The organism is Serratia sp. Ser99, from assembly GCF_024519545.1.
Taxonomy (GTDB): domain Bacteria; phylum Pseudomonadota; class Gammaproteobacteria; order Enterobacterales; family Enterobacteriaceae; genus Serratia; species Serratia liquefaciens.
Genome location: NZ_JALJRT010000013.1, coordinates 46,231 through 72,153, shown reverse-complemented (window position 1 = coordinate 72,153; position 25,923 = coordinate 46,231). Strand labels below are relative to the sequence as shown.

Genomic DNA, 25,923 nt, shown 5'->3' with positions numbered 1-25,923 from the left:
TGAGTTACTCGCTGACCGGTAGCTGCGACGGAAGATCTATATCCTGCACGACAGTGGGTTGATCAAGATTAAGCCAGTGTACCGCCTGCTCTTTAAGCAGATCGCGTGCACCATTATCGCCACGTAATTGGCTCAGTTGTTTGCGCAATAGAGCGGAAAACCCAACCGGGTGACCCGGCTGTTGTTCAAAACGGGGACGGACAATGGCGTGGTGCTGCAACGCGCTGGCTACCTGCTGGAAAACCGCCGGGGTAACGAACGGCATATCCGCCAAATGAACCAACCAGCCTTGCCAGTGCGGCGTGGCGTTAACGCCGGCGGCAATGGAATCGCCAAGGCCGACGCTGGCCAGCAGCGTGACCGGAACCTGATAGGCGGCGCAAATCTGTTTAACCTGGCGGTTGTCTGGCCGGGTGACCACCCATATGGGCAGGCCGGAAGCCAACGCTTGACGCAGCGTCTGTTCAAACAGCGAACGTTGGCGGCCTGTGGCATCCGCAAACTCGGCATTTAATTTATTGCCTGCGCCACCGGCCTGAGAGAAGCGTTCTCCACGTCCGGCAGCGGCGATCACTATGCCTGTTGTCATCTTATCCGCCCGAATTTGCGCAACTTCTAATTACCTTACTAAAAATATGTGTTGTTGAGATGTGTTTTTATTGAAAATCGCATGTTAATCATCACATAATTTTGGTTATAAGCATATGCTTATGACGTCTACGGCAAGGTCGTCAGCGTTTGCGCAACACCACCGCTGAACACAAAACTACAATAAAGATGCAAAGGACTTTTTATGAGCAATTTCAACCCGTCGCGGCGTCGCTTTATCAAAAGCGCCGTGATAGCGGGGGTCTCCGTGTACCTCGCGCCCCTGTACAGCCGTGCCTATGCCGCGCTGTTTGAGCAGAAGATCCTCCAGTCCCCGAACTGGGATGCCCACGAGAAACGTATACGCTTTCGTATCGATGGCCGTGCCAAGGTCATGGGGCAGAAGGTCTTTGCCCGTGATATTCGCGCGGTGGATATGCCGCACTGGCCACAGCAGCAGGCGCACGCCTTTATTTTGCGCGTCACTCAAGCAGACAAGCTGTTCGAAGGTATCGATCTCTCATTGCTGGGCGACGACCTGCAGCCCGATCGGCTGGTAACCGCCGAGGATTTGGCGCGCGACGGTTTGGCCTTCCCGGCATTTTACGGCGACGACATGCTGCTGCCGATTGGCAAAACCCCGGCTTACCTGGGCCAGGCGGTGGCAATCCTGATTTATCACGATTTTGCCCGTTTCCGCTTTGCCAAAGACAAGCTGAAATTCCGCGAAGGCACGATTAAATACGGGGCGCAAACCGGTCCGCTGCAGCGCGACCCTTGGGGCACTTTCCGCTATGTGCGGGTGGGAGGAGACAAGCCGTTCGATGACGACCGTTTTTCCAGCCTGAAAGATACCCCGATTTTCCCGGTTTCGATGAAGAAACACCTGCCGGTCTGGCCGGAAGGACGCGAAGGCGGCAAGCTGGATCAGGAAGGCATGTATTACGCCGGCATGATTGCCGATGAGTTGAAAACGCCGCCGGATGAGTGGCTGGTGATGTCACGCCGCTATACCACGCAGTCCGTCGACACCTCCGCGCTGGAGCCGGACAACGCCAACGGCTGGTTCGATGCCGAGACGCAAACGTTGCATCTGGTGGTGCCGACTCAGTCGCCGCAGGAAGTGGCCGATGAAATGCCGCGCATGCTGGCAAAACGCAATCCGCCAGTTAAACAGCTGATTCTGCACCCATGCTACACCGTCGGTTACGGCTCGAAAGATCACTTTAACTTCCCGTATTACGGCGCGGTGGCGGCGATGTACGGCGACGGGCACCCGGTTCGGCTGGCCAACGACCGTTTCGAACAGTTCCAGACTGCGCTGAAACGCCATGCCTTCGACATGAATTACCGCATTGCGGTAAACCGCCAAACCGGCGTGCTGCAGTCATTCCATGGTGAGATGACGGCAGACGGCGGTGGCCGCAGCAACTTTACGCCTTCGGTGGTGATGGTGGCGGCGACCGCGGCGCAGTCGATTTATTACTTCCCGAAAAGCGATTTGTCTGCGGTGGGGCTGGCTTCGCGCGCCATCGACGCAGGGTCGGCACGGGGTTACGGCACGCTGCAAAGCATGGCCGCCACCGAGATGATGGTCGATGAGCTGGCTGCCGAACTGAAGATTGACCCGATTGAATTCCGTTTGCGCAACGTATTGAAATCCGGCATGAAAAATACGCAGGGTGCCATTCCTGCCGGGGCTATTCGCGCCGATGAAGTGCTGGAGAAGGCGGCGAAGCATGAGATGTGGCTGCAACGCGCCAAGCGCAAGGCGGAGTTTGAAAGCCAGCATCCGGGCAAACGCTATGGCGTAGGCTTTGGCTGCGTGCAAAAAGACTTCGGTACCGGTGCCGAGACTTCATTCGCCCGCGTCGAACTGGGAGAAGACGGGCGCATTATGCTGTATCACAGCGGTGCCGAGATGGGCACCGGCATGTCGACCTCACAATCGGTGTTGTGCGCACAGTGGCTGGGCAAACCGGCAGACGAGGCTCACTTCTCGGTGACCGACTGGTCAGTGCTGCCGATGGTCACCAGTGGCGATCCTTACGTTATGTCGCAGGCCGATCAGGATCGGTTGCAAACCAATCCGGCCTGGACGCCAAGCTACTGCTCACCTTCCAGCGCCAGCAACTCGGCGTATTACTTCTCGCACAGTACGCGCGAAGCGGCGCGGCTGATATTCGATCATGGCCTGTGGCCGGCAGCGATGGCCATTTGGCAATCCGGCCCCGGTGGCGGCCAGGCGGCACCTTTAGTGGTACGCCGAGAGGATGCGCGTTGGGTGGAGGGGGGATTGACCGCTGCCGGTATGGAGGTGTTGAGCCTGGAGCGGCTGGCAAAACAACTTTACCAGATGGGCGGGATCGCAGGCGCAGCGGTGCACGTTTTCAACCGCTGGCAGTGGGCGGAAGCGGACTTTACCCTGAGCGGCAATAGCGAACGCCTGCCGATTGATGGCCTGGCTGTGCGCAACGCCGGTGGCGAGTTCAAAACGCTGCCACGTAATCAGGTCTATTATCCCCCGACTCAACGCAATAACGCGGCGGTGACCTATTACAGTGCCGTCGGAACCCTTGCGGAAGTGGCGGTGGATATCGCCACCGGCCAGGTAGAACTGCTGAATCACCATTCAATCATGGAGTGCGGCAACCTGATTGTGCCGGAACTGGTTTCCGGCCAGTTGCAGGGCGGGTTGGCGATGGGAATTGGTCATGCACTGCACGAATATTTACCGCTGTACGAAGACGGGCCCGGTAACGGTACCTGGAACTTTAACCGTTACCACCTGCCACGCGCCAGCGATGTGGCGGTCTGGAAACAGACCGATGACATCCTGCCCGCGTTGTCGGAAACCGATCCGCCCAAAGGCATGGCCGAAGTGGTGATGATCCCGGTGGTCGCTGCCCTGGTCAACGCCATCGCCGACGCCACTGGCCACCGTTTCCGTGATTTGCCCGTTCGTGCAGAAAATATTCGTGAGGTATTACAATGAGCATCAAAACCCAGCCGATTTCCCTGACCATCAACGATAAGCAATACGGCCCGATCGACGTACCTGAAGGGCTGATGATGATCGATTTCCTGCACGAGTATCTCGACCTGACCGGCTCGCGTCTTGGCTGCGGGCAGGGTATCTGCCACGCCTGCGTAGCAATTGTCGATCACCCAAGCGGTACCAGCGAAGAGGTGCGTACCTGTATCACCGGCGCGCACTTCTTTAGCGGCAAAAAAGTCCGCACCGTAGAGGGGCATGCCAAGGTGGATGCGCAGGGCGAAGTGGTGGAGTTGTCACCTATCCAGCAGGCGTTTCTGGAGCATTACAGCTTCCAGTGCGGCTACTGCACGCCGGGCTTTGTCAACGCCGCCACCATTTTTGTGGAAAAACTCAAGCGTGAACCCATTGCCCGTGAGCAACTGGAAAGCGCCATTGAACAGGCGCTGGACAGCCATATCTGCCGCTGTACCGGCTATGTTCGTTACTATGAAGCGGTTCGTGACGTGGTGCTCAAAACCCCGGGCCTGCTGAAGGAGACGGCGCAATGAAAAAACGTCTCGCACTGTTGATCCTGCTGGTGGTCATCATCGTCATCGCCGTGCTGTGGTGGCGTGAAAACCGCCGTTACGATGGCCCGGTGCAGCAGGTAACCGCCAGCACGGAACAGGTTGCCCGCGGTCGCTATCTGGCGCAGGCCGCCGACTGTGCCGCCTGCCATACCGCCAGCGGCGGCGCGCCCTTGGCCGGGGGCTATCCGCTGGAGACGCCGTTCGGCACTATCTATGGCAGTAACCTGACGCCTTCGGCCGATCATGGCATTGGCCGCTGGACCAAAGACGATTTCTTCCTGGCGCTGACTCAGGGTGTGGCACCGGGCGGGCGTCATCTGTACCCGGCGATGCCTTATACTTCGTATAAAGGTATTTCACGCCAGGATGCCGATGACATCTACGCCTATCTGATGACCCGACCGGCGGTGGACGTCGCTATTCCTGAAAACGACATGCCGTTCCCGTTTAATCAACGCATGGCGCTGATCGGTTGGAACCTGCTGTTCCGCAGCCAGGCGCCGTTGCCAGCCAGTTCACAAGGCAATTCGGCGCAGTGGCAACGCGGCCGTTACCTGGCGGATACGCTGGGTCACTGCGGGGAATGCCATACGCCACGCGGCATGCTGGGGCAGATGAATCTTGGCAAGCCGATGCAGGGGGGCGATTTGGGGCGCTTTATGGCGCCGGACATCACGCCGCACGGATTGGCCCAGCGCGGCTGGACGCCGGATGACCTCAACCGTTTCCTGGCAACCGGGATGGCACCTCAGGGATCTGCGTTCAGTGAGATGCACATGGTGGTGGATCTCAGCACCCGTCATCTGACGACGGAAGACCATCAAGCACTGGCGACCTATCTGATGGGTGAACAGCCGCCGGCCGCAGTGCCGGTTAAAATCGGCCAGGGCAGCGATGCCGGGCGTATCAGCTATCTGGATCAGTGCTCCGGCTGCCATGCACGGGAAGGTGAGGGCAAACCGCACGTAGCGGTGGCGATGCGCGATAACGCCACGCTGCGCCAACCGGATGCCAAGAATCTGATTGTCTCGGTGCTGGACGGTTTACCGGCGCAGCAATTCCCCAACGGCGAAAGTATGCAGAGCATGCCGGCCTTTGGCGAACGTCTGGACGATGCGCAAGTGGCGGAGCTGGTGAACTATCTGCGCGTAACCTGGGGGGGCTTGCCGGCGGATATCACCGCCGAGCAGGTGAAGGCCCTGCGCAAGAAGTAGCCTAAGTCAGGCTAAAAAAATGGCCCGCAGTTTTACACTGCGGGCCATTTTGTTTTTGGCGTGAACTAGCTGCGGCTGGTTGCGCTCATTGCACGCTGGCTACGTTGCTTGACGATATAGCCAATGGCCAAAATTGCCACCCAAACCGGGATCAGCAACACCGAGATTTGAATGCCCGGCGTCAGGTACATGATCACCAGGATGCCGGCCATAAACACCAGGCACAGGTAGTTGCTGAACGGATACCAGAAGGCCTTGAACTTCGGCTCTACGCCTTCGCGGTTCTTGGCTGCGCGGAACTTCAGGTGCGCCAGGCTGATCATCGCCCAGTTGATCACCAGCGCCGAGACCACCAGCGCCATCAGCAATTCGAATGCGCGACCGGGGATCAGGTAGTTAATCAGCACGCAGAACGCGGTGGCCGTGGCGGAGACGGCGATAGCGATAACCGGTACGCCGCGGCCGTCCACCTTCAGCAGGCTCTTCGGACCGTTGCCTTGCTTCGCCAGGCCGTACAGCATGCGGCTGTTGCAGTAAACGCAGCTGTTGTACACCGACAGGGCGGCGGTCAACACCACGATGTTCAGCACGGTTGCTACCAGGTTGCTGTTCAGCGCGTGGAAGATCAGCACGAACGGGCTGCCGCCTTCCACCACTTTGCCCCAAGGGTACAGCGACAGCAAAATGGTCAGTGAGCCGATATAGAACAGCAGGATGCGGTAGATCACTTGGTTGGTGGCCTTGGGAATGCTTTTCTGCGGGTTGTCGGCCTCCGCGGCGGTAATACCCACCAGCTCGAGCCCACCAAACGAGAACATGATCACCGCCATTGCCATCACCAGCCCCATGATGCCGTTCGGGAAGAACCCGCCCTGTGCCCACAGGTTGGTTACGGTGGCTTCCGGGCCGCCCAAGCCGCTGAACAGCAGGTAGGCACCGAACACGATCATGCCGATAATCGCCACGACTTTGATGATGGCAAACCAGAATTCCATCTCGCCGTAGACCTTAACATTCGCCAGGTTGATGGCGTTGATGGCCAGGAAGAACACCGCCGCCGATACCCAGGTTGGGATCTCCGGCCACCAGTACTGCACATAGATACCGACCGCGGTCAGTTCCGCCATCGCCACCAATACATACAGTACCCAGTAGTTCCAGCCGGAAGCAAAGCCGGCAAAATTGCCCCAGTATTTATAGGCGAAGTGGCTAAACGAACCGGCGACCGGCTCTTCCACTACCATTTCACCCAGCTGGCGCATGATCAGAAATGCGATAAAGCCGCCAATGGCATAGCCGAGAATGACCGAAGGACCGGCCATTTTTATTGTTTGCGCGATCCCGAGAAATAGCCCGGTACCAATAGCGCCCCCTAGAGCAATAAGCTGAATATGGCGGTTTTTCAGGCCGCGCTTCAGCTGGTCGCCATGCTGTTGACCATCCATCAATGAAACCCTCTGTCGTTGCAGAATTACTCACATGCTGTAAAGCAGTGGTTACGATGTGTGTTTTATTTTATTTACGGCGTTATATCTATTAATTCCACGGAGCCGCTACCGTTTGGCAAAGAATAATGTTATGCGCGTCAGTTTGCACCTGCTTTATAGGGTGAGTGATTAAGATTTCAGCAGTTTAGGAAACAAAATGCGGGTTGTGTGACGGCAGGGGGGATTCAGTGCATGAAATAAGCAGCAAATCACATAATGCGCAAAAATAATTTAGCGCTGGTCGCTTTGGTTCGGCGAAATATTGACCGGTTGAGCGCACCTTATGCGCTGCAAATAGCTATTCGTTAAAGCTTAATAAACATGCAATAAAATCCTGCCTTTGATGCTTCAGTCTGCCTGACGGCAGGTTTCGCAAAAGTTAAATCAAAAACCTACCTCGTAAATGGTATTACCAAGCGTGCGTTAGCGGTTTGCAGCAGCTCTGGTATTGAGGTGTTAAAATGTGCGGGTAACCTGATTTCGATCAAGGCCCATATGGACAGGAGGTGAATACTTTGTTACTTTACCGTCACGTTTTTGAAATTGGTATTACCAATTGACTCCGCGCCATTCGCAGAGAAGAATTCACCCATGGCCTACAGCAAAATCCGCCAACCCAAGTTGTCAGATGTTATCGAGCAGCAGCTCGAACACCTGATCCTCGAGGGAACACTGCGTCCAGGCGAAAAACTGCCACCGGAGCGCGAGCTGGCGAAACAATTTGATGTTTCCCGTCCTTCTCTGAGAGAGGCCATCCAGCGCCTGGAAGCCAAAGGGCTGCTCCTGCGCCGTCAGGGCGGTGGTACCTTTGTGCAAACTAATCTGTGGCAGAGCTTCAGCGATCCTCTGGCTGAACTGTTGGCCGACCACCCTGAATCACAATTCGATCTGTTGGAAACCCGTCATGCCCTCGAAGGCATTGCTGCCTATTACGCGGCGTTGCGTGGCACCGACGAAGATCTGGCGCGCATCCGCGATTGCCACATTGTGATCCAGCAGGCCCAGGAAAGCGGCGATCTCGACGCCGAAGCCGACGCGGTCATGCAGTACCAAATCGCCGTGACCGAAGCTGCCCACAACGTTGTGTTACTTCACCTGCTACGCTGCATGGGGCCGATGCTGGAACAGAACGTACGTCAGAACTTTGAATTGCTCTACTCGCGCCGTGAGATGTTGGCAAAGGTGAGCAGCCACCGCGCCGGAATTTTTGAGGCGATTGTGGCACGCGAGCCGGAAAAGGCCCGTGAAGCCTCGCACCGCCATTTGGCGTTTATCGAGGAAATCTTGCTGGATCTCAGCCGGGAGCATACTCGGCGCGAGAGATCGCTACGGCGTCTCCAGCAACGCAAGGATTAAGAGCGTTCTCTTCAGGGCACACCAGCCTGCGGAGCTTTCGTTCGAAGTGCTTAGTTAAGCATTTAAGCGGCAACTAAACTGATGGGCCTGTCTTCGTGTGTTTTGCCTCAGAACACAGGAAGACAGGCTCCAAAACAAACCATTAGACAGATAAGGAATACCACCATGTCAGAACGTTTAAACAATGACGTGGATCCGATCGAAACCCGCGACTGGCTGCAGGCGATCGAATCGGTCATCCGTGAAGAGGGTGTTGAGCGAGCTCAGTTTCTGATTGATCAGGTATTGGGTGAAGCCCGTAAAGGCGGTGTTAGCGTTGCAGCCGGTGCTGCGGCTCACAACTACGTCAACACCATCGCGGTGGAAGACGAACCTGCTTACCCTGGTAACCTGGATCTTGAGCGTCGTATCCGCAGCGCTATCCGCTGGAACGCGGTAATGACCGTGCTGCGCGCTTCCAAGAAAGATCTGGACCTGGGCGGCCACATGGCTTCCTTCCAATCTTCCGCGACCTTCTATGAAGTCTGCTTCAACCACTTCTTCCGTGCACGCAACGAGCAAGACGGCGGCGATCTGGTTTACTTCCAGGGCCACATCTCTCCGGGCGTTTACGCACGTGCCTTCCTTGAAGGCCGCTTGACCGAAGACCAAATGAACAACTTCCGTCAGGAAGTTCACGGTAAAGGCCTGTCTTCTTACCCGCATCCTAAACTGATGCCTGAATTCTGGCAGTTCCCGACCGTTTCCATGGGCCTGGGCCCAATCAGCGCCATCTACCAGGCGAAGTTCCTGAAATATCTGGAACACCGTGGCCTGAAGAACACCTCTGCTCAAACCGTTTACGCCTTCCTGGGCGACGGTGAGATGGATGAGCCGGAATCCAAAGGTGCGATCACTATCGCCACCCGTGAGAAACTGGACAACCTGGTGTTCGTCATCAACTGTAACCTGCAACGTCTGGACGGCCCAGTCACCGGTAACGGCAAGATCATCAATGAACTGGAAGGTATCTTCTCCGGCGCAGGCTGGCAGGTACTGAAAGTGATTTGGGGCGGTCGTTGGGACGAACTGCTGCGTAAAGACACCAGCGGCAAGCTGATCCAGCTGATGAACGAAACCCTGGACGGCGACTACCAGACCTTCAAATCCAAAGACGGCGCTTACGTACGTGAGCATTTCTTCGGTCGCTTCCCGGAAACCGCCGCCCTGGTCAAAGACATGACCGACGACGAAATCTGGGCGCTGAACCGCGGTGGTCACGATCCGAAGAAAGTCTTCGCTGCACTGAAAAAAGCGCAGGACACCCAAGGCAAACCAACCGTTATCCTGGCCCATACCATTAAAGGTTACGGCATGGGTGAAACCGCGGAAGGTAAAAACATCGCTCACCAGGTGAAGAAAATGAACATGGAAGGGGTTCACCACTTCCGCGATCGTTTCAATGTGCCAGTTGCCGATGCCGACATCGAAAAACTGCCGTACATCACCTTCGAGAAAGACTCTGAAGAGTACAAATACCTGCACGAACGCCGTCAGGCGCTGAAAGGTTATGTACCGACCCGTCTGCCAGCCTTCACCCAGAAGCTGGAAATGCCGGCTCTGGAAGACTTCAGCTCACTGCTGGAAGAGCAGAACAAAGAAATCTCCACCACCATCGCCTTCGTGCGTGCCCTGAACGTGATGCTGAAGAACAAGTCGATCAAAGATCGTCTGGTTCCAATCATCGCTGACGAAGCGCGTACCTTCGGTATGGAAGGTCTGTTCCGTCAGATCGGTATCTACAGCCCGAACGGTCAGCAATATACCCCGCAGGACCGTGAGCAGGTTGCTTACTACAAAGAAGACGAAAAAGGTCAGATCCTGCAGGAAGGCATCAACGAACTGGGCGCAGCATCTTCATGGCTGGCCGCAGCGACTTCCTACAGCACCAACGATCTGCCGATGATTCCGTTCTACATCTACTACTCGATGTTCGGTTTCCAGCGTATCGGTGACCTGTGCTGGGCAGCAGGCGACCAACAGGCGCGCGGCTTCCTGATCGGCGGTACTTCAGGCCGTACCACCCTGAACGGTGAAGGTCTGCAGCACGAAGACGGCCACAGCCACATTCAGTCTCTGACTATCCCTAACTGTATCTCTTACGATCCAGCTTATGCATACGAAGTGGCAGTGATCATGCATGACGGTCTGGTCCGCATGTACGGCGACGCGCAAGAAAACGTCTACTACTACATCACCACGCTGAACGAAAACTACCACATGCCGGCCATGCCGCAGGGCGCAGAAGAAGGTATCCGCAAAGGTATCTACAAGCTGGACACTCTGGCAGGCAGCAAAGGCAAGGTTCAGTTGCTGGGTTCAGGTTCTATCCTGCGTCACGTACGTGAAGCGGCGAAGATCCTGGCAGACGATTACGGCGTGGGTTCTGACATCTACAGCGTGACTTCCTTCACCGAACTGGCGCGTGATGGCCAGGACTGCGAGCGTTGGAACATGCTGCACCCAACCGAAACTCCACGTGTACCGTACATTGCTCAGGTGATGAACGATGCGCCGGCGGTTGCGTCTACCGACTACATGAAGCTGTTTGCAGAACAGGTTCGTACTTACGTTCCAGCCAGCGACTATCGCGTACTGGGTACTGACGGCTTCGGTCGTTCAGACAGCCGCGAAAACCTGCGCCACCACTTTGAAGTTGACGCTTCTTACGTTGTGGTTGCTGCACTGGGTGAACTGGCTAAACGCGGTGAAATCGAAGCTTCTGTGGTAGCTGATGCGATTAAGAAATTCGACATCAACCCAGAAAAAGTTAACCCGCGTCTGGCATAAGAGGTACAGAAGAAATGTCTATCGAAATCAAAGTACCGGACATCGGTGCAGACGAAGTGGAAATCACCGAGATTCTGGTGAAAGTGGGCGATAAAGTTGAAGCTGAACAATCGCTGATCACCGTTGAAGGTGACAAAGCTTCCATGGAAGTCCCTTCCCCGCAGGCGGGTGTGGTTAAAGAGATCAAAGTTGCCGTCGGTGATAAAACCGAAACCGGCAAACTGCTGATGATCTTTGAAGCGGAAGGGGCGGCTCAGGCCGCACCTGCTGCCAAGGCTGAAGAAAAACCGGCTGCAGCACCAGCTGCTCCGGCTGCCGCGGCTGCCAAAGACGTTGCCGTACCGGACATCGGTGCCGACGAAGTAGAAGTGACCGAGATCCTGGTGAAAGTGGGCGACAAGGTGGAAGCCGAGCAGTCCCTGATCACCGTTGAAGGTGACAAGGCTTCCATGGAAGTCCCTGCACCGTTCGCAGGCACCGTGAAAGAGATCAAAATCGGCACTGGCGACAAAGTCACCACCGGTTCTCTGATCATGGTATTCGAAGTGGCTGGCGCAGCTTCTGCTGCCGCTCCGGCTGCGGCAGAAACGCCTGCTGCTCCAGCGGCACCGGCTGCCTCTGCGGCTAAAGACGTTGCCGTACCGGATATCGGTGGCGATGAAGTAGAAGTGACAGAAGTGATGGTGAAAGTGGGCGACAAAGTTGCCGCTGAGCAGTCACTGATCACCGTTGAAGGTGACAAGGCTTCTATGGAAGTGCCGGCACCGTTCGCAGGTACCGTGAAAGAAATCAAAATCAGCGCCGGCGACAAAGTGAAAACCGGCTCCCTGATCATGGTGTTCGAAGTTGAAGGCGCTGCACCAGCGGCTGCTCCTGCTCAAAAAGCAGAAGCAGCGCCGGCACCGGCTGCCAGCGCGGCACCAGCCAAACAGGCTGCTCCAGCTGCCAAAGGTGAGTTCGCCGAGAACGACGCTTATGTGCATGCCACCCCGGTCATCCGCCGCCTGGCGCGTGAGTTCGGTGTAAACCTGGCGAAAGTGAAAGGCACCGGTCGTAAAGGCCGCATCCTGCGCGAAGACGTTCAGACTTACGTGAAAGACGCGGTCAAACGTGCAGAAGCGGCGCCAGCTGCTGCTGTCGGTGGCGGTCTGCCAGGCATGCTGCCATGGCCGAAAGTGGACTTCAGCAAGTTCGGTGAGATCGAAGAAGTTGAACTGGGCCGCATCCAGAAAATCTCGGGTGCCAACCTGAGCCGTAACTGGGTGATGATCCCGCACGTGACTCACTTCGACAAAACCGACATCACCGATCTGGAAGCTTTCCGCAAGCAACAGAACGAAGAAGCGGCCAAGCGTAAGCTGGATGTGAAGTTCACCCCGGTGGTGTTCATCATGAAAGCCGTTGCTGCCGCTCTGGAGCAGATGCCGCGTTTCAATAGCTCTCTGTCCGAAGATGGTCAGAAGCTGACGCTGAAAAAGTACATCAACGTCGGTGTTGCGGTTGATACGCCAAACGGCCTGGTGGTTCCGGTATTCAAAGATGTGAACAAGAAGAGCATCACCGAACTGTCCCGTGAGCTGATGGCTATCTCCAAAAAAGCGCGTGACGGTAAACTGACCGCCGGCGAAATGCAGGGTGGCTGTTTCACCATCTCCAGCCTGGGCGGTATCGGGACAACTCACTTCGCGCCGATAGTGAACGCGCCGGAAGTGGCTATTCTGGGTGTCTCCAAGTCTGCTATGGAGCCAGTCTGGAACGGTAAAGAGTTCGTGCCGCGCCTGATGATGCCAATGTCGCTCTCCTTCGACCACCGTGTTATCGATGGTGCAGATGGTGCGCGCTTTATTACCATCATCAACAACATGCTGGCTGATATCCGCCGTATGGTGATGTAATGAAAAAAGGGCGCAGCATGCTGCGCCCTTATCGCTTCTGTAGCAGTTTTGTCGGTTTTTGCACGACTCGACAAAATTGTTGAGACACGGGTCACTCGAACACGCTTTGCAGATTATTAACAATTCTGTAAACTGCTCGCGGTGTAAGCGTCCCGGTGGATGAAGGGCGTTATGAGATCGATTAGCAATAAAAATGACGTCTGACCCGCCGGACAATCAATTAAGAGGTCATGATGAGTACTGAAATTAAAACTCAGGTCGTGGTACTTGGGGCGGGCCCGGCAGGTTACTCTGCTGCCTTTCGTTGCGCTGACTTAGGTCTTGAAACCGTTCTGGTTGAACGTTATTCCACGCTGGGCGGTGTTTGCCTGAACGTGGGATGTATCCCTTCCAAAGCACTGCTGCACGTAGCCAAAGTGATCGAAGAAGCCAAGGCGCTGGCCGAGCACGGCATCGTTTTCGGCGAGCCGAAAACTGACATCGACAAAGTGCGCGTCTGGAAAGAAAAAGTCATCAATCAGCTGACCGGCGGTCTGGCTGGCATGGCTAAAGGCCGTAAAGTGAAAGTGGTTAACGGCCTGGGCAAGTTCACCGGCGCTAACACCCTGGTTGTTGAAGGCGAAAATGGTCCAACCATCATCAACTTCGACAATGCCATCATCGCTGCAGGTTCTCGTCCGATCCAACTGCCATTCATTCCTCATGAAGATCCACGCGTGTGGGACTCTACCGATGCACTGGAGCTGAAAACTGTCCCAGAGCGTCTGCTGGTTATGGGCGGCGGTATCATCGGCCTGGAAATGGGCACCGTATACCATGCGCTGGGTTCACAGATCGACGTTGTCGAAATGTTTGACCAGGTGATCCCGGCGGCTGACAAAGACGTGGTGAAAGTCTTCACCAAGCGCATCAGCAAGCAGTTCAACCTGATGCTGGAAACCAAAGTGACCGCGGTAGAAGCCAAAGAAGACGGCATCTATGTCACTATGGAAGGCAAAAAAGCGCCTGCAGAACCACAGCGTTATGACGCGGTGCTGGTGGCTATCGGCCGCGTGCCGAACGGTAAGCTGCTGGAAGCGGGTAAAGCCGGTGTGGAAGTTGACGAGCGTGGCTTCATCAACGTCGACAAACAGCTGCGTACCAACGTGCCGCACATCTTCGCTATCGGCGACATCGTCGGTCAACCGATGCTGGCGCACAAAGGCGTGCATGAAGGCCACGTTGCCGCTGAAGTTATTGCCGGCATGAAGCACTACTTCGACCCGAAAGTGATCCCATCGATCGCTTACACCGAGCCGGAAGTTGCCTGGGTGGGTCTGACCGAGAAAGAAGCGAAAGAAAAAGGCATCAGCTACGAAACTTCCACCTTCCCGTGGGCAGCTTCTGGCCGTGCTATCGCTTCCGACTGCGCAGACGGCATGACCAAACTGATTTTCGACAAAGAAACTCACCGTATCATCGGTGGCGCGATTGTCGGCACCAACGGTGGCGAGCTGTTGGGTGAAATCGGTCTGGCTATCGAGATGGGTTGCGACGCAGAAGACATCGCGCTGACTATCCATGCTCACCCAACCCTGCACGAATCCGTAGGCTTGGCGGCAGAGATCTTTGAAGGCAGCATCACCGATCTGCCTAACCCGAAAGCCAAGAAGAAGTAATTCTGCTGGTTTGAAAGGTGAATAAGCGGCTCCTGAAAAGGGGCCGTTTTTTTATGCGCGGCATCCAGGTAAAAGGCCGCTCGATGAGCGGCCAGTAGCTTACTTGTTCTGGAATATCACGTTCAACGTGAGGCTGTTGCCGTTAACCGACCAACCGCCTTTGCTCACGCCAAACGCCGATCCCAGTACAATGAGCAGGATAAACATGGAACTCCCTTTCATTGCGCGATCCTTGTGGAACCACGACCACCGCGACCTCACCGGAAAAATCCCGGCGGAACAAGCGCTTTGTGGCGCCTGTATCGCAGTTGTTGCAGCACTGTTCTCAAGCCCGATGACCGACTGCTAAACCGGCAGAACAGACCCGGCTAAATATTACGTTGAAATGAATTTTCAGACATTCTTTTTGTTGATTTTTTAATCATCGTTGCGCACAATGTCCCTGCTTTGTGGCGCTTGTATCGTTCTTAACGATGTAAGAAATCCGTGAGGTGCCTGCTAACACCGAACGGAACAACAGAACCGCCTTAATGGCGGTTTTTTTGTGCCTTCCGCTCTCAAATTTTACTATTTGCGACCAATAACCATTGTAAGAGAATGGTTATTGTGTTGTGCTCGTCAGGCTGATGTATGTTGGGAACGGAACCTCTCTGTAGCCCCGTCGGGCCTGTGTCGCAGCCGATTACACTGCGCTCAACGATTCAGCAAAGATTTAATGTTGCTTTTATGTGAACGAATTAACAACCAATTCAAATCCTGATATGCTGGCTGAGCGGAACCGGGCACTGTACTTACAGTCCAGGACATCGACAGCAGTGCCCCGTCAGGATCAATGGCATCAACACCGTGCGCTAAACCCGGTTTGAATAGAGAACGCCAGGCACAATAAATGACAATGAGAGCGAGGAGAATGTCGTGCTAGAAGAATACCGTAAGCACGTAGCCGAGCGTGCTGCAGAGGGCATCGTCCCTAAGCCGTTAGACGCCACCCAAATGGCAGCGCTGGTTGAATCATTAAAGAATCCGCCAAAAGGCGAAGAAGAATTCCTGTTAGACCTGCTGATTAACCGTGTGCCACCGGGCGTCGACGAAGCCGCCTATGTAAAAGCCGGTTTCCTGGCAGCCATCGCCAAAGGCGAAGCGACCTCCCCCCTGATTACCCCCGAGAAAGCCGTAGAGCTGTTAGGCACCATGCAAGGTGGCTATAACATTCATCCGCTGATCGACGCGCTGGATAACGAAAAATTGGCTGCGATTGCCGCCAAAGCGCTGTCCCATACGCTGCTGATGTTCGACAACTTCTACGACGTGGAAGAAAAAGCCAAGGCGGGTAACCCGCACGCCAAGCAGATTATGCAGTCCTGGGCCGATGCCGAGTGGTATCTGTCTCGTCCGCAACTGGCGGAAAAAATCACCGTTACCGTATTCAAAGTCACCGGTGAAACCAACACCGATGACCTGTCGCCGGCTCCGGATGCCTGGTCACGCCCGGATATCCCACTGCACGCTCTGGCGATGCTGAAAAACGAACGTGAAGGCATAGTGCCGGATCAGCCGGGCAGCGTTGGGCCTATCAAGCAAATCGAACTGCTGAACAAGAAAGGTTTCCCGCTGGCTTACGTCGGTGACGTTGTCGGCACCGGTTCTTCTCGTAAATCCGCCACCAACTCGGTGCTGTGGTTTATGGGCGACGATATCCCTTACGTGCCTAACAAGCGCGGTGGCGGTGTAGTGCTGGGCGGTAAAATCGCGCCTATCTTCTTCAACACTATGGAAGATGCCGGTGCATTGCCGATTGAAGTGGACGTCAATGACCTGAACATGGGCGACGTGATCGACATTTACCCGTACAAGGGTGAAGTGCGCAACCACGAAACCGGTGAGCTGATTGCCAACTTCGAACTGAAAACCGACGTACTGCTCGACGAAGTGCGTGCCGGTGGCCGTATTCCGCTGATCATCGGTCGCGGTCTGACCACCAAAGCGCGTGAAGCGCTGGGCCTGCCGCACAGCGACGTGTTCCGCATTGCCAAAGAAGTGGCTGTCAGCAGCAAAGGCTTCTCCCTGGCGCAGAAAATGGTTGGCCGCGCCTGTGGCGTTGCCGGCGTGCGCCCGGGCGAATACTGCGAACCCAAGATGACCTCTGTCGGTTCACAGGACACTACCGGCCCGATGACCCGTGACGAGCTGAAAGATCTGGCTTGTTTGGGCTTCTCCGCCGATCTGGTGATGCAGTCGTTCTGTCACACCGCTGCGTACCCGAAACCGGTTGACGTGACGACCCACCACACGCTGCCGGACTTCATCATGAACCGTGGCGGCGTGTCGCTGCGTCCGGGTGATGGCGTTATTCACTCCTGGCTGAACCGTATGCTTCTGCCGGATACCGTAGGCACCGGCGGTGACTCCCACACCCGTTTCCCAATCGGTATCTCCTTCCCGGCGGGTTCCGGCCTGGTTGCCTTTGCCGCCGCTACCGGCGTGATGCCGCTGGATATGCCAGAGTCTGTCCTGGTGCGCTTCAAAGGCAAGATGCAGCCTGGCATTACTCTGCGTGACCTGGTACACGCAATCCCTTACTACGCCATCCAGCAGGGCCTGCTGACCGTAGAGAAGAAGGGCAAGAAGAACATCTTCTCCGGCCGCATTCTGGAGATCGAAGGCTTGCCGGATCTGAAAGTCGAGCAGGCATTCGAACTGACTGACGCTTCGGCCGAACGTTCCGCTGCCGGCTGTACCATCAAGCTGGATAAGGCACCGATTGAAGAGTATCTGAACTCTAACATCGTGCTGCTCAAGTGGATGATCTCCGAAGGCTACGGCGATCGTCGTACCCTGGAGCGTCGTATTCAGGGCATGCAAAAATGGCTGGCGGATCCGCAACTGCTGGAAGGCGATGCGGATGCAGAATACGCTGCGGTGATCGACATCGATCTGGCAGAGATCACTCAGCCAATCCTGTGTGCACCAAACGATCCGGATGACGCGCGTCTGCTGTCCGACGTGGCCAACAGCAAGATCGATGAAGTGTTTATCGGTTCCTGCATGACCAACATCGGCCACTTCCGCGCGGCCGGCAAGCTGCTGGATCAGCACAAAGGCCAGTTGCCGACCCGTCTGTGGGTGGCTCCGCCAACCAAGATGGATGCGGCTCAGTTGACCGAAGAAGGCTACTACAGCGTATTCGGCAAGAGCGGTGCACGTATCGAGATCCCAGGTTGTTCACTGTGCATGGGTAACCAGGCGCGCGTGGCCGACGGTGCGACGGTGGTTTCCACCTCGACCCGTAACTTCCCGAACCGTCTGGGGACCGGTGCCAACGTGTATCTGGCTTCTGCAGAACTGGCGGCGGTGGCTTCGCTGCTGGGTCGTCTGCCAACGCCGGACGAGTACCAGACGTACATGGCACAGGTCGATAAGTCAGCGGCGGATACCTACCGTTATCTGAACTTTGACCAACTGGGTCAGTACACGGAAAAAGCCGACGGCGTGATCTTCCAAACCGCTGTTTAAGTCGCTATATTGCGCAACTGTTTAACGGGAGGCCTTGGCCTCCCGTTTTATTTTTCTCAGTTGCCAACTTTGCGAGCGCTCACTGAGTTAGTCATGAATTAATGTTTACACTAAGAGAAAGGGCTCAGGAGGGCGTGCTATGGATTACGAATTTCTGCGTGACGTTACCGGTCAGGTGGTGGTCAGATTTTCGATGGGGCATGAGGCGATTGGCCACTGGATCAACGAAGAACTCAAAGGCGACTTCAACCTGCTCGATCGCATCGAAGCCGGGGCGGCGCAAGTGAAGGGCAGCGAGCGTCAATGGCAGCTGGAAGGCCATGAATACACGTTGCTGATGGACGGAGAGGAAGTGATGATCCGCGCTAACCTGCTGGAGTTCGAGGGCGACGAGATGGAGGAGGGGATGAATTACTATGACGAAGAAAGCCTCTCATTCTGCGGCGTCGAAGACTTTTTGCAGGTATTGAAGGCCTACCGTTCTTTTATGCTGAAATACTGAACGTAAGGGCGCGGCGTGCCGCGCCCGATACAGATTACAGATGCGGAATATTGCGGCCGTAATAGATTTCCTGCATCTCTTTCCACAACAGATCGGTAATCTCTTTACGCTCGGCTTCGCTCAGCGCGTCTGGTTTTGCGTTAAACAGGTAGTGCTTCAGATCGAAATCCTTCAGCAACATCTTGGTATGGAAGATGTTTTCCTGATAAACATTCACGTCCATCATGTGGTACAGCGCCTTCATATCATCAGACATAAAGTTCTGGATCGAGTTGATCTCATGATCGATGTAATGCTTCAAGCCGTTTACGTCGCGGGTAAAACCACGCACGCGGTAATCCATGGTGACGATGTCAGATTCCAACTGGTGGATCAGATAATTCAACGCTTTAAGCGGTGAAATCACGCCGCAGGTGGACACTTCGATATCGGCGCGGAAGGTGCAAAGACCGCCTTCCGGATGGCTCTCCGGATAGGTATGAACGCAGATGTGGCTCTTGTCCAGATGTGCGACTACCGTCTTTGACAGTGGGCCCGGGTGTTCTGAAGTATCGACATCGTCCGGGTCGACCGGCTCTTCGCTGACCAGAATGGTGACGCTGGCGCCCTGAGGCTCGTAGTCCTGACGTGCGATGTTGAGAATATTGGCGCCAATGATCGAGCAGGTCTCGCTGAGGATCTCGGTCAGGCGGTTGGCGTTGTATTGTTCGTCAATGTAGGCGATATAGCCAGCGCGGTCGTCCGCGGTTTTGGCGTAACAAATATCGTAAATACAAAAACTCAGGCTTTTGGTCAGGTTGTTGAAGCCGTGCAGTTTTAGCTTATGCAATTTGGTTCACCTCCTTTATCTTCTCGCTTAACGTGAAACGTTCAGTGCGTCGAGCAAATACTGCGGCAGTGCAAAGCTGCCCGCGTGAATTGCCGGGTTATAATAACGACAGTTTAAGCCGCTTTGATGAAAGCGATGTTGCAGCGTTGGCAAGTCGAGCTGACGCAGTGCCGGGTTTTGGCTGGCCCAGGCGAAGGTCATAATGCCGCCGTAATAGGTCGGGATCGCCGCCTGGTAGAAACTGACGTCCTTGAAGTATTGGCTCAGCTTGGTGTGGCTATTGACCGCTTCGTCTTGCTGCAGGAAGCACACGCCGTTCTGCGCAACAAAAATGCCGCCCTCGTTCAGGCAGCGTGCGCAGCCTTCGTAGAATGCCGAGGTGAACAGGCTTTCGCCGGGGCCGATAGGATCGGTGCAGTCGGAGATAATCACATCGAATTTCTCATCGGTCTGATTAACAAAGTTGACGCCGTCGTCGATCACCAGCTTAAAGCGTGGATCGTCGTAAGCACCGGCATTGTGATTAGGCAGGTATTGGCGGCAGAATTCCACCACGCCGGCGTCGATCTCGACCATGGTGATTTGTTCAACGCCCTGATGACGGCTGACTTCGCGCAGCATAGCGCCGTCGCCACCGCCGATGATCAGGATTTTCTTCGCCTGGCCGTGAGCCAGCAGCGGTATGTGGGTCATCATCTCGTGATAGATGAACTCATCGCGCTCGGTGGTTTGCACCACGCCGTCGAGCGCCATAACGCGCCCCAGAACCGGGTTTTCAAAAATCACCAAATCCTGATGCTCGGTCTTCTCACGATACAGCACGTTCTCTACCGAGAAGTACTGGCCGAAGTTGGCATGCAGTGTTTCATACCAAATTTCTTTCTGGGTCATGTGCGGGAACTCCGTAATAACAGCCATGAAAAATTGGCGCAACATCATAGCTAACTCTGCCTGGTGATGCACGGCTGAATTTCAAACAGAGATAGCGGAAGGCGGGGGATTAGTTAGCGTAGGCCAGCAGGCTTAGCGAGTCGCGTGCCAGAGATTTGCATTTGTTCGGGGTAGGAATGGCGATACCACTGAGATCGCGATAGCTGTCTTCACCCAGAGCCTTCATATTAAAACTATTATAGTTGGTCAGATCCCAACGGTTTTGCTGCGCGAAATAAACGATGGCGCGTTTGATTTGCGCATTGGGCAAGTCGTTGTAGCCGCAATCGTTTTTCAAATAAATAAACACCGCCGTCAGATCGGCCAGATCTTCCGCTTCGGACTCATTCAGCGCCAGACTGGCGTTGGAGAACCCCAGCATGGTGAGCAACAGCACCAGTAAACTTGTTTTTTTCATCATGAAAATAGACCTGTTTGTTGTCTACAGACGTTATCACACTTGCCTGTAAAGGCACCAAATTTTATTACTCACAGGTAGCATAACCGGCAGCAAAGGCTTGACCTTCCGCTAAGGGGAGGGTTTAGGCTGACGATTAGATGAGTTAGATCACTGAGAAAAGGGAGTCAGCGATGTTACGCCGTGATTTTATCAAACTGACCGCTGCGCTGGGCGCGGCAAGCGCTTTACCGTTGTGGAGCCGGGGCGCGTGGGCGGCTGAATTGCCGGCGTTACCGATCCCGCCACTGCTGATGCCGGACGCACAAGGGAACATTGCTCTGGCGCTGCAAACCGGTGAGGTGAACTGGCTGCCGGGCAAGGCGACCCAAACCTGGGGCTTTAATGGCGCGTTGCTGGGGCCGGCGGTGCGCCTACAGCGTGGCAAATCGGTCACGGTGGATATCCGCAATGCGTTGCCGGAAGCCAGTACCGTTCACTGGCACGGTCTGGAAATCCCCGGTGACGTAGACGGTGGACCGCAGGCGCTGATTCAGCCAGGCGCAACGCGCAGGGTGCAGTTCACTATCGAGCAGCCTGCAGCTACCTGCTGGTTCCATCCGCACACCCACGGCAAGACCGGTCAGCAGGTGATGAAGGGCTTGGCCGGGCTGGTGCTGCTCGAAGATGACGAAAGCAGTAAGCTGCCGCTGCCGAAAACCTGGGGGCAGGATGATATTCCGGTGATCCTGCAGGACAAGCGGCTGGGCAAGGACGCGCAGATTGAATACCAACTGGACGTGATGAGTGCTGCCGTTGGTTGGTTCGGCGACCGTATGTTCACCAACGGTGCTCAGTATCCCCGCCACGTGGCCCCTCGCGGCTGGCTGCGTCTGCGTTTCCTCAATGGCTGTAATGCACGCTCGCTGAATCTGGCCGCCAGCGATAACCGTCCACTCTATGTGATTGCCAGCGACGGCGGTTTTTTGGCCGAGCCGGTCAAATTAACCGAATTGCCGATGCTGATGGGCGAACGTTTCGAAGTGCTGGTGGATGCCTCTGACGGCAAAGCTTTCGATATCGTCACGCTGCCGGTCAAACAGATGGGCATGACGCTGGCACCGTTCGACCAGCCGCTGCCGGTATTGCATATCCAGCCTTCGCTGGCGCAGGGCATCAAGACGATGCCGGACAGCCTGGTGAAACTGCCAGCGCTGCCTGCGGTGACCGGCATTCAGGAGCGTTGGCTGCAGCTGATGATGAACCCGCAGTTGGATAAGCTGGGTATGCAGGCGCTGATGGATCGCTATGGCCATCAGTCCATGGCCGGCATGAGTATGGATCACGGTGGCATGGGCAAAGGCGACAGCGGTGATATGTCCGGTATGCATGGGATGGATCACGGCAGCATGAAGGGTATGGATCACGGCAGTATGAAGGGCATGGACCACGGCAATATGAAAGGCATGGATCACGGCGCGAAGCCGTTCGATTTCAGCCATGGCAATATGATCAACGGTAAGGCCTTCGACATGACCAAGCCGATGTTTGAAGCCAAACGCGGCAAGTACGAAAAGTGGACCCTTTCCGGCGAAGGCGACATGATGCTGCACCCGTTCCATATTCACGGCACCCAATTCCGCATCCTGTCGGAAAACGGTAAACCGCCGGCGGCCCATCGCAGCGGCTGGAAAGATACGGTGCGCGTAGAGGGTTGGCGTAGTGAAGTGTTGGTGCGCTTCGATCACCTGGCCAATAGCGATCACGCCTATATGGCTCACTGTCATCTGCTGGAACACGAAGATACCGGCATGATGATGGGCTTTACGGTAGCTGACTGATCTCCTTGTTGTCTTTCAAGTGGCGGCGCACTCGCGTCGCCACCGGCTTCAGGCTATGCTAAACTCTGCGCCCTTCTTCCGGCAACTGACCTGAAAACTATGAAACACACTGTAGACGTAATGATTTCCGAGCAGGAAGTTAAGACCCGTATTGCCGAACTTGGCCGCCAGATCACCGAACATTACCGCGACAGCGGCAGTGATATGGTGCTGGTCGGGCTGCTGCGCGGCTCCTTCATGTTCATGGCTGACCTGTGTCGCACCATCGAAGTGCCGCATGAGGTCGACTTTATGACCGCTTCCAGCTACGGCAGCGGCATGTCCACGACTCGCGACGTGAAAATCCTTAAGGATTTGGATGAAGATATCCGCGGCAAAGACGTGCTGATCGTGGAAGACATCATCGACTCCGGCAATACGCTGAACAAAGTGCGTGAAATTCTGGCGCTGCGTGGGCCGAAATCCCTGGCGATTTGCACCCTGTTGGACAAGCCTGAACGCCGTGAAGTGGAAGTGCCGGTTGAGTACGTCGGTTTCTCAATCCCGGACGAATTCGTGGTGGGTTACGGCATTGACTACGCTCAGCGCTACCGCCATTTGCCGTACGTCGGCAAAGTGGTATTGCTGGACGAGTAAACTGCTGTGGGCGCGGCATGCCGCGCCCTATGAGCTTTAGATGCCTTTATCCTGTTGCAGCGTGGCCATGGCTTTGCGATAGCCCATTTCCAGGCTTTCGCGGCTGGTCGCAGCCACTTCCAAATCGCGCAGGCGGCCGTCCTGGATCCCGTACACCCAACCGTGAATCATCACTTTCTGGCCGCGTTTCCATGCTGATTGCATGATGGTGGAATGGCCCAGGTTGTAGACCTGCTCAATAACGTTGATTTCACACAGCACGTCGAGACGTTGTTCCGGCTCCAGTTCACCCAGCAGTGAGCTGTGTTTGTACCACAGGTCGCGAATGTGCAGCAGCCAGTTATTGATCAGCCCCAGTTCCGGGTTCTCGACCGCTGCTTCCACGCCGCCGCAGCCCAGGTGACCGCAGATAATAATATGCTCGACTTCCAACACGTCGACGGCGTATTGCACCACCGACAGGCAGTTTAAATCGGTATGGATCACCAGGTTCGCCACGTTACGGTGAACAAACAGTTCACCCGGCTCCAATCCGGTCAGTCTTTCCGCAGGTACGCGGCTATCAGAGCAACCTATCCATAAAAAACGGGGCTTTTGCGCCTGTGCTAAGCGTTCAAAAAAGTTTGGGTCTTCCTTGCTGATGTTAGCTGACCAGGTGTGGTTATTGGCGATAAGCTTTTCGATCTCTTTCATGGCGGTTATAGGCCTGTAACGAACAGATTGCGTTGGGGTAATATAGGACAAGCGTCACAATTTGGATATCGGAACAGTGGCGCCGGGCGATATTCGGCCACTTTTTATTCAATATGGCGGGATGGAACCTGAATATACCGCACGGATTTGCCTCAGTGAAAACGCTGCTGATGATAAGATCATCTTCATTACAAAAACGCAGCAGCATACTCATCGTCACAAGGTACTTTTTAACTTATGAATTATGCACTGGAATTAGCGCAGTTAACCAAGACTTACGCCGGTGGCGTCAAGGCGTTGCGCGGGATCGATCTCAATGTCGAAGCGGGGGATTTCTATGCCCTGCTGGGGCCGAACGGCGCCGGAAAATCCACGACCATCGGCATCATCAGTTCGTTGGTTAACAAAACCTCCGGCAGCGTACGGGTGTTCGGCTACGACATCGACAAAGACATCGTTAACGCCAAGCGTCAGCTCGGGCTGGTACCGCAGGAGTTCAACTTTAACCCGTTCGAAACCGTGATGCAGATTGTGGTCAATCAGGCGGGCTATTATGGCGTGACCCGTCGCGAAGCCTTGGCTCGTGCGGAAAAATACCTGACTCAGCTGGATTTGTGGGGCAAGCGCGAAGAACGCGCTCGCATGCTGTCCGGCGGCATGAAGCGCCGCTTGATGATCGCCCGGGCCTTGATGCATCAGCCAAAACTGCTGATCCTCGATGAACCGACTGCCGGGGTGGATATCGAGCTGCGTCGCTCTATGTGGGGCTTCCTGAAAGAGCTTAACGCCCAGGGCACCACGATTATTCTCACCACTCACTATCTGGAAGAAGCAGAAATGCTGTGCCGCAATATCGGTATTATCCAGAACGGTGATCTGGTGGAGAACACCTCGATGAAAGGCCTGCTGGCCAAGCTGAAGTCCGAAACCTTTATCCTCGATCTGGCGGCGAAAAGCCCGCTGCCGAAGCTGGACGGCTACCGTCATCGCCTGACGGACACCTCGACGCTGGAGGTGGAAGTGATGCGCGAGCAGGGCCTGAACGGCCTGTTTACCCAGCTCAGCGCACAGGGCGTCCAGGTCCTGAGCATGCGTAACAAGGCCAACCGGCTGGAAGAGCTGTTTGTCACCCTGGTTAACGGTAATGGAGAAAAAGCATGACGCGTTTGTATTGGGTGGCTTTGCAGAGCATCTGGGCTAAAGAGATCAACCGATTTGCCCGTATCTGGATCCAGACCCTGGTGCCGCCGGTGATCACCATGACGCTGTATTTCATCATCTTCGGCAACCTGATTGGTTCACGTATCGGTGAAATGCACGGTTTCGATTACATGCAGTTTATCGTTCCCGGCCTGATCATGATGGCGGTGATCACCAACTCGTACGCCAACGTGGCCTCGTCGTTCTTCAGCGCCAAATTCCAGCGCAATATCGAAGAGCTGCTGGTGGCTCCGGTGCCGACGCACGTGGTGATTGCCGGTTACGTCGGCGGCGGTGTGGCGCGGGGTATCTGCGTCGGCGTGTTGGTGACCGTGATCTCGCTGTTCTTTGTGCCGCTGCAGGTGCATGCCTGGTGGGTGATTGTGGTCACGCTGCTACTGACGGCGATCTTGTTCTCGTTGGCGGGCCTGATTAACGCGGTGTTTGCCACCACCTTTGACGATATCAGCCTGATCCCGACCTTCGTGCTGACGCCGTTGACCTACCTGGGCGGGGTATTCTACTCGCTGACGCTGCTGCCGCCGTTCTGGCAGGCGGTGTCCAAGCTGAACCCGATCGTCTATATGATCAGCGGTTTCCGCTACGGTTTCCTGGGTATCAGCGATGTACCGTTGGCGTTCACCATGGCGGTGCTAGTGGCGTTTATCGCGGTGTTCTATCTGCTGGTCTGGTTCCTGATCGAGCGCGGCCGCGGTTTGCGCACCTGATAGTATGGCGTCCCCGGGCAGACGTACGGGGACGCGTTTATCAATCTGCGGCAAGCATCC

20 protein-coding genes are annotated in these 25,923 nt (G+C 55.5%); 14 read left to right on the top strand and 6 right to left on the bottom strand.

Annotated elements, in window-relative coordinates; translation table 11 throughout:
• Positions 1-4: 4 nt before the first annotated feature.
• Positions 5-589: an NTP transferase domain-containing protein gene (locus NR114_RS21530; RefSeq protein WP_256814494.1), complete on the bottom strand. Its 585-nt coding sequence runs from the start codon at positions 587-589 to the stop codon at positions 5-7.
• Positions 590-793: 204 nt separating this feature from the next.
• Here NR114_RS21530 and NR114_RS21525 point away from each other — a divergent pair, with 204 nt between their 5' ends.
• From NR114_RS21525 to NR114_RS21515, 3 genes are read left to right on the top strand one after another with little or no spacing between them, the layout of a single operon-like run.
• Complete coding sequence (locus NR114_RS21525; protein WP_046372648.1) at positions 794-3,583, top strand: xanthine dehydrogenase family protein molybdopterin-binding subunit; 2,790 nt, start codon at positions 794-796, stop codon at positions 3,581-3,583.
• Positions 3,580-4,134, top strand: coding sequence for a (2Fe-2S)-binding protein (locus NR114_RS21520; protein WP_116691759.1), 555 nt, complete (start codon positions 3,580-3,582; stop codon positions 4,132-4,134). The genes NR114_RS21525 and NR114_RS21520 overlap by 4 nt, the downstream gene beginning before the upstream one ends.
• On the top strand, positions 4,131-5,369 hold the full coding sequence (locus tag NR114_RS21515) for a cytochrome c (protein ID WP_234529040.1): 1,239 nt from the start codon (positions 4,131-4,133) through the stop codon (positions 5,367-5,369). Before NR114_RS21520 ends, NR114_RS21515 begins: the two co-directional genes overlap by 4 nt.
• 65 nt (positions 5,370-5,434) lie before the next feature.
• Here NR114_RS21515 and NR114_RS21510 read toward each other — a convergent pair whose 3' ends face one another.
• A complete protein-coding gene (locus NR114_RS21510; RefSeq protein ID WP_046372651.1) occupies positions 5,435-6,814 on the bottom strand; it encodes an amino acid permease in 1,380 nt (459 codons plus the stop codon).
• Between the two features lie 633 nt (positions 6,815-7,447).
• Between NR114_RS21510 and pdhR the strand changes: the two genes are divergently transcribed.
• From pdhR to yacL, 7 genes are all read left to right on the top strand, one after another.
• On the top strand, positions 7,448-8,212 hold the full coding sequence (gene pdhR / locus NR114_RS21505; protein ID WP_020828585.1) for a pyruvate dehydrogenase complex transcriptional repressor PdhR: 765 nt from the start codon (positions 7,448-7,450) through the stop codon (positions 8,210-8,212).
• Between the two features lie 165 nt (positions 8,213-8,377).
• Positions 8,378-11,041 (top strand): pyruvate dehydrogenase (acetyl-transferring), homodimeric type, encoded by a 2,664-nt coding sequence (gene aceE, locus NR114_RS21500; protein WP_020828584.1) that lies wholly within the window; start codon positions 8,378-8,380, stop codon positions 11,039-11,041.
• A 14-nt stretch (positions 11,042-11,055) separates the two neighbouring features.
• A complete protein-coding gene (gene aceF / locus NR114_RS21495) occupies positions 11,056-12,936 on the top strand; it encodes a pyruvate dehydrogenase complex dihydrolipoyllysine-residue acetyltransferase (protein ID WP_048760043.1) in 1,881 nt (626 codons plus the stop codon).
• A gap of 233 nt (positions 12,937-13,169) precedes the next feature.
• The gene (gene lpdA, locus NR114_RS21490; RefSeq protein ID WP_234529039.1) at positions 13,170-14,594 is read left to right on the top strand and encodes a dihydrolipoyl dehydrogenase; all 1,425 of its coding nucleotides are present in this window, start codon (positions 13,170-13,172) and stop codon (positions 14,592-14,594) included.
• A gap of 205 nt (positions 14,595-14,799) precedes the next feature.
• Positions 14,800-14,943, top strand: a complete 144-nt coding sequence (locus tag NR114_RS21485) for a hypothetical protein (protein ID WP_234529038.1) — start codon at positions 14,800-14,802, stop codon at positions 14,941-14,943.
• A 566-nt stretch (positions 14,944-15,509) separates the two neighbouring features.
• Positions 15,510-18,107 carry a bifunctional aconitate hydratase 2/2-methylisocitrate dehydratase gene (gene acnB / locus NR114_RS21480; protein ID WP_046372654.1) on the top strand — a complete coding sequence of 866 codons (2,598 nt, stop codon included), beginning with the start codon at positions 15,510-15,512 and terminating at the stop codon, positions 18,105-18,107.
• A gap of 139 nt (positions 18,108-18,246) precedes the next feature.
• Positions 18,247-18,609, top strand: a complete 363-nt coding sequence (gene yacL / locus NR114_RS21475; RefSeq protein ID WP_020828579.1) for a protein YacL — start codon at positions 18,247-18,249, stop codon at positions 18,607-18,609.
• 34 nt (positions 18,610-18,643) lie between these two features.
• On the opposite strand, the gene speD is transcribed toward yacL, so the two are convergent.
• The 3 genes from speD to NR114_RS21460 all read right to left on the bottom strand — a co-directional run bounded on the left by speD (position 18,644) and on the right by NR114_RS21460 (position 20,786).
• On the bottom strand, positions 18,644-19,438 hold the full coding sequence (speD, locus tag NR114_RS21470; RefSeq protein ID WP_020828578.1) for an adenosylmethionine decarboxylase: 795 nt from the start codon (positions 19,436-19,438) through the stop codon (positions 18,644-18,646).
• Between the two features lie 27 nt (positions 19,439-19,465).
• Positions 19,466-20,329, bottom strand: coding sequence for a polyamine aminopropyltransferase (speE, locus tag NR114_RS21465; RefSeq protein ID WP_041415683.1), 864 nt, complete (start codon positions 20,327-20,329; stop codon positions 19,466-19,468).
• A gap of 109 nt (positions 20,330-20,438) precedes the next feature.
• Entirely contained in the window at positions 20,439-20,786 is a 348-nt protein-coding gene (locus NR114_RS21460) for a YacC family pilotin-like protein (RefSeq protein ID WP_041415681.1), read from the bottom strand.
• Positions 20,787-20,959: 173 nt separating this feature from the next.
• Here NR114_RS21460 and cueO point away from each other — a divergent pair, with 173 nt between their 5' ends.
• Together cueO and hpt are read left to right on the top strand one after the other, a co-directional pair.
• Positions 20,960-22,606, top strand: coding sequence for a multicopper oxidase CueO (gene cueO / locus NR114_RS21455; RefSeq protein ID WP_234529037.1), 1,647 nt, complete (start codon positions 20,960-20,962; stop codon positions 22,604-22,606).
• A 99-nt stretch (positions 22,607-22,705) separates the two neighbouring features.
• A complete protein-coding gene (gene hpt, locus NR114_RS21450) occupies positions 22,706-23,242 on the top strand; it encodes a hypoxanthine phosphoribosyltransferase (protein WP_071827054.1) in 537 nt (178 codons plus the stop codon).
• A 36-nt stretch (positions 23,243-23,278) separates the two neighbouring features.
• On the opposite strand, the gene can is transcribed toward hpt, so the two are convergent.
• Positions 23,279-23,935: a carbonate dehydratase gene (gene can / locus NR114_RS21445; protein ID WP_012146699.1), complete on the bottom strand. Its 657-nt coding sequence runs from the start codon at positions 23,933-23,935 to the stop codon at positions 23,279-23,281.
• A 237-nt stretch (positions 23,936-24,172) separates the two neighbouring features.
• Between can and NR114_RS21440 the strand changes: the two genes are divergently transcribed.
• Complete coding sequence (locus tag NR114_RS21440) at positions 24,173-25,096, top strand: ABC transporter ATP-binding protein (RefSeq protein ID WP_020828573.1); 924 nt, start codon at positions 24,173-24,175, stop codon at positions 25,094-25,096.
• Positions 25,093-25,863 (top strand): ABC transporter permease, encoded by a 771-nt coding sequence (locus NR114_RS21435; protein WP_020828572.1) that lies wholly within the window; start codon positions 25,093-25,095, stop codon positions 25,861-25,863. The genes NR114_RS21440 and NR114_RS21435 overlap by 4 nt, the downstream gene beginning before the upstream one ends.
• Positions 25,864-25,923 lie beyond the last annotated feature (60 nt).

Excerpts from the sequence above, each read along its gene's own strand:
- NR114_RS21485 (WP_234529038.1), top strand. The coding sequence starts at position 14,800 with ATGGAACTCCCTTTCATTGCGCGATCCTTGTGGAACCACGACCACCGC.
- NR114_RS21435 (WP_020828572.1), top strand. The coding sequence starts at position 25,093 with ATGACGCGTTTGTATTGGGTGGCTTTGCAGAGCATCTGGGCTAAAGAG.
- lpdA (WP_234529039.1), top strand. The coding sequence starts at position 13,170 with ATGAGTACTGAAATTAAAACTCAGGTCGTGGTACTTGGGGCGGGCCCG.
- NR114_RS21520 (WP_116691759.1), top strand. The coding sequence starts at position 3,580 with ATGAGCATCAAAACCCAGCCGATTTCCCTGACCATCAACGATAAGCAA.
- can (WP_012146699.1), bottom strand. The coding sequence starts at position 23,935 with ATGAAAGAGATCGAAAAGCTTATCGCCAATAACCACACCTGGTCAGCT.
- NR114_RS21510 (WP_046372651.1), bottom strand. The coding sequence starts at position 6,814 with ATGGATGGTCAACAGCATGGCGACCAGCTGAAGCGCGGCCTGAAAAAC.
- aceE (WP_020828584.1), top strand. The coding sequence starts at position 8,378 with ATGTCAGAACGTTTAAACAATGACGTGGATCCGATCGAAACCCGCGAC.
- aceF (WP_048760043.1), top strand. The coding sequence starts at position 11,056 with ATGTCTATCGAAATCAAAGTACCGGACATCGGTGCAGACGAAGTGGAA.
- hpt (WP_071827054.1), top strand. The coding sequence starts at position 22,706 with ATGAAACACACTGTAGACGTAATGATTTCCGAGCAGGAAGTTAAGACC.
- yacL (WP_020828579.1), top strand. The coding sequence starts at position 18,247 with ATGGATTACGAATTTCTGCGTGACGTTACCGGTCAGGTGGTGGTCAGA.
- NR114_RS21525 (WP_046372648.1), top strand. The coding sequence starts at position 794 with ATGAGCAATTTCAACCCGTCGCGGCGTCGCTTTATCAAAAGCGCCGTG.
- speE (WP_041415683.1), bottom strand. The coding sequence starts at position 20,329 with ATGACCCAGAAAGAAATTTGGTATGAAACACTGCATGCCAACTTCGGC.
- NR114_RS21440 (WP_020828573.1), top strand. The coding sequence starts at position 24,173 with ATGAATTATGCACTGGAATTAGCGCAGTTAACCAAGACTTACGCCGGT.
- pdhR (WP_020828585.1), top strand. The coding sequence starts at position 7,448 with ATGGCCTACAGCAAAATCCGCCAACCCAAGTTGTCAGATGTTATCGAG.
- NR114_RS21460 (WP_041415681.1), bottom strand. The coding sequence starts at position 20,786 with ATGAAAAAAACAAGTTTACTGGTGCTGTTGCTCACCATGCTGGGGTTC.
- cueO (WP_234529037.1), top strand. The coding sequence starts at position 20,960 with ATGTTACGCCGTGATTTTATCAAACTGACCGCTGCGCTGGGCGCGGCA.
- NR114_RS21530 (WP_256814494.1), bottom strand. The coding sequence starts at position 589 with ATGACAACAGGCATAGTGATCGCCGCTGCCGGACGTGGAGAACGCTTC.
- NR114_RS21515 (WP_234529040.1), top strand. The coding sequence starts at position 4,131 with ATGAAAAAACGTCTCGCACTGTTGATCCTGCTGGTGGTCATCATCGTC.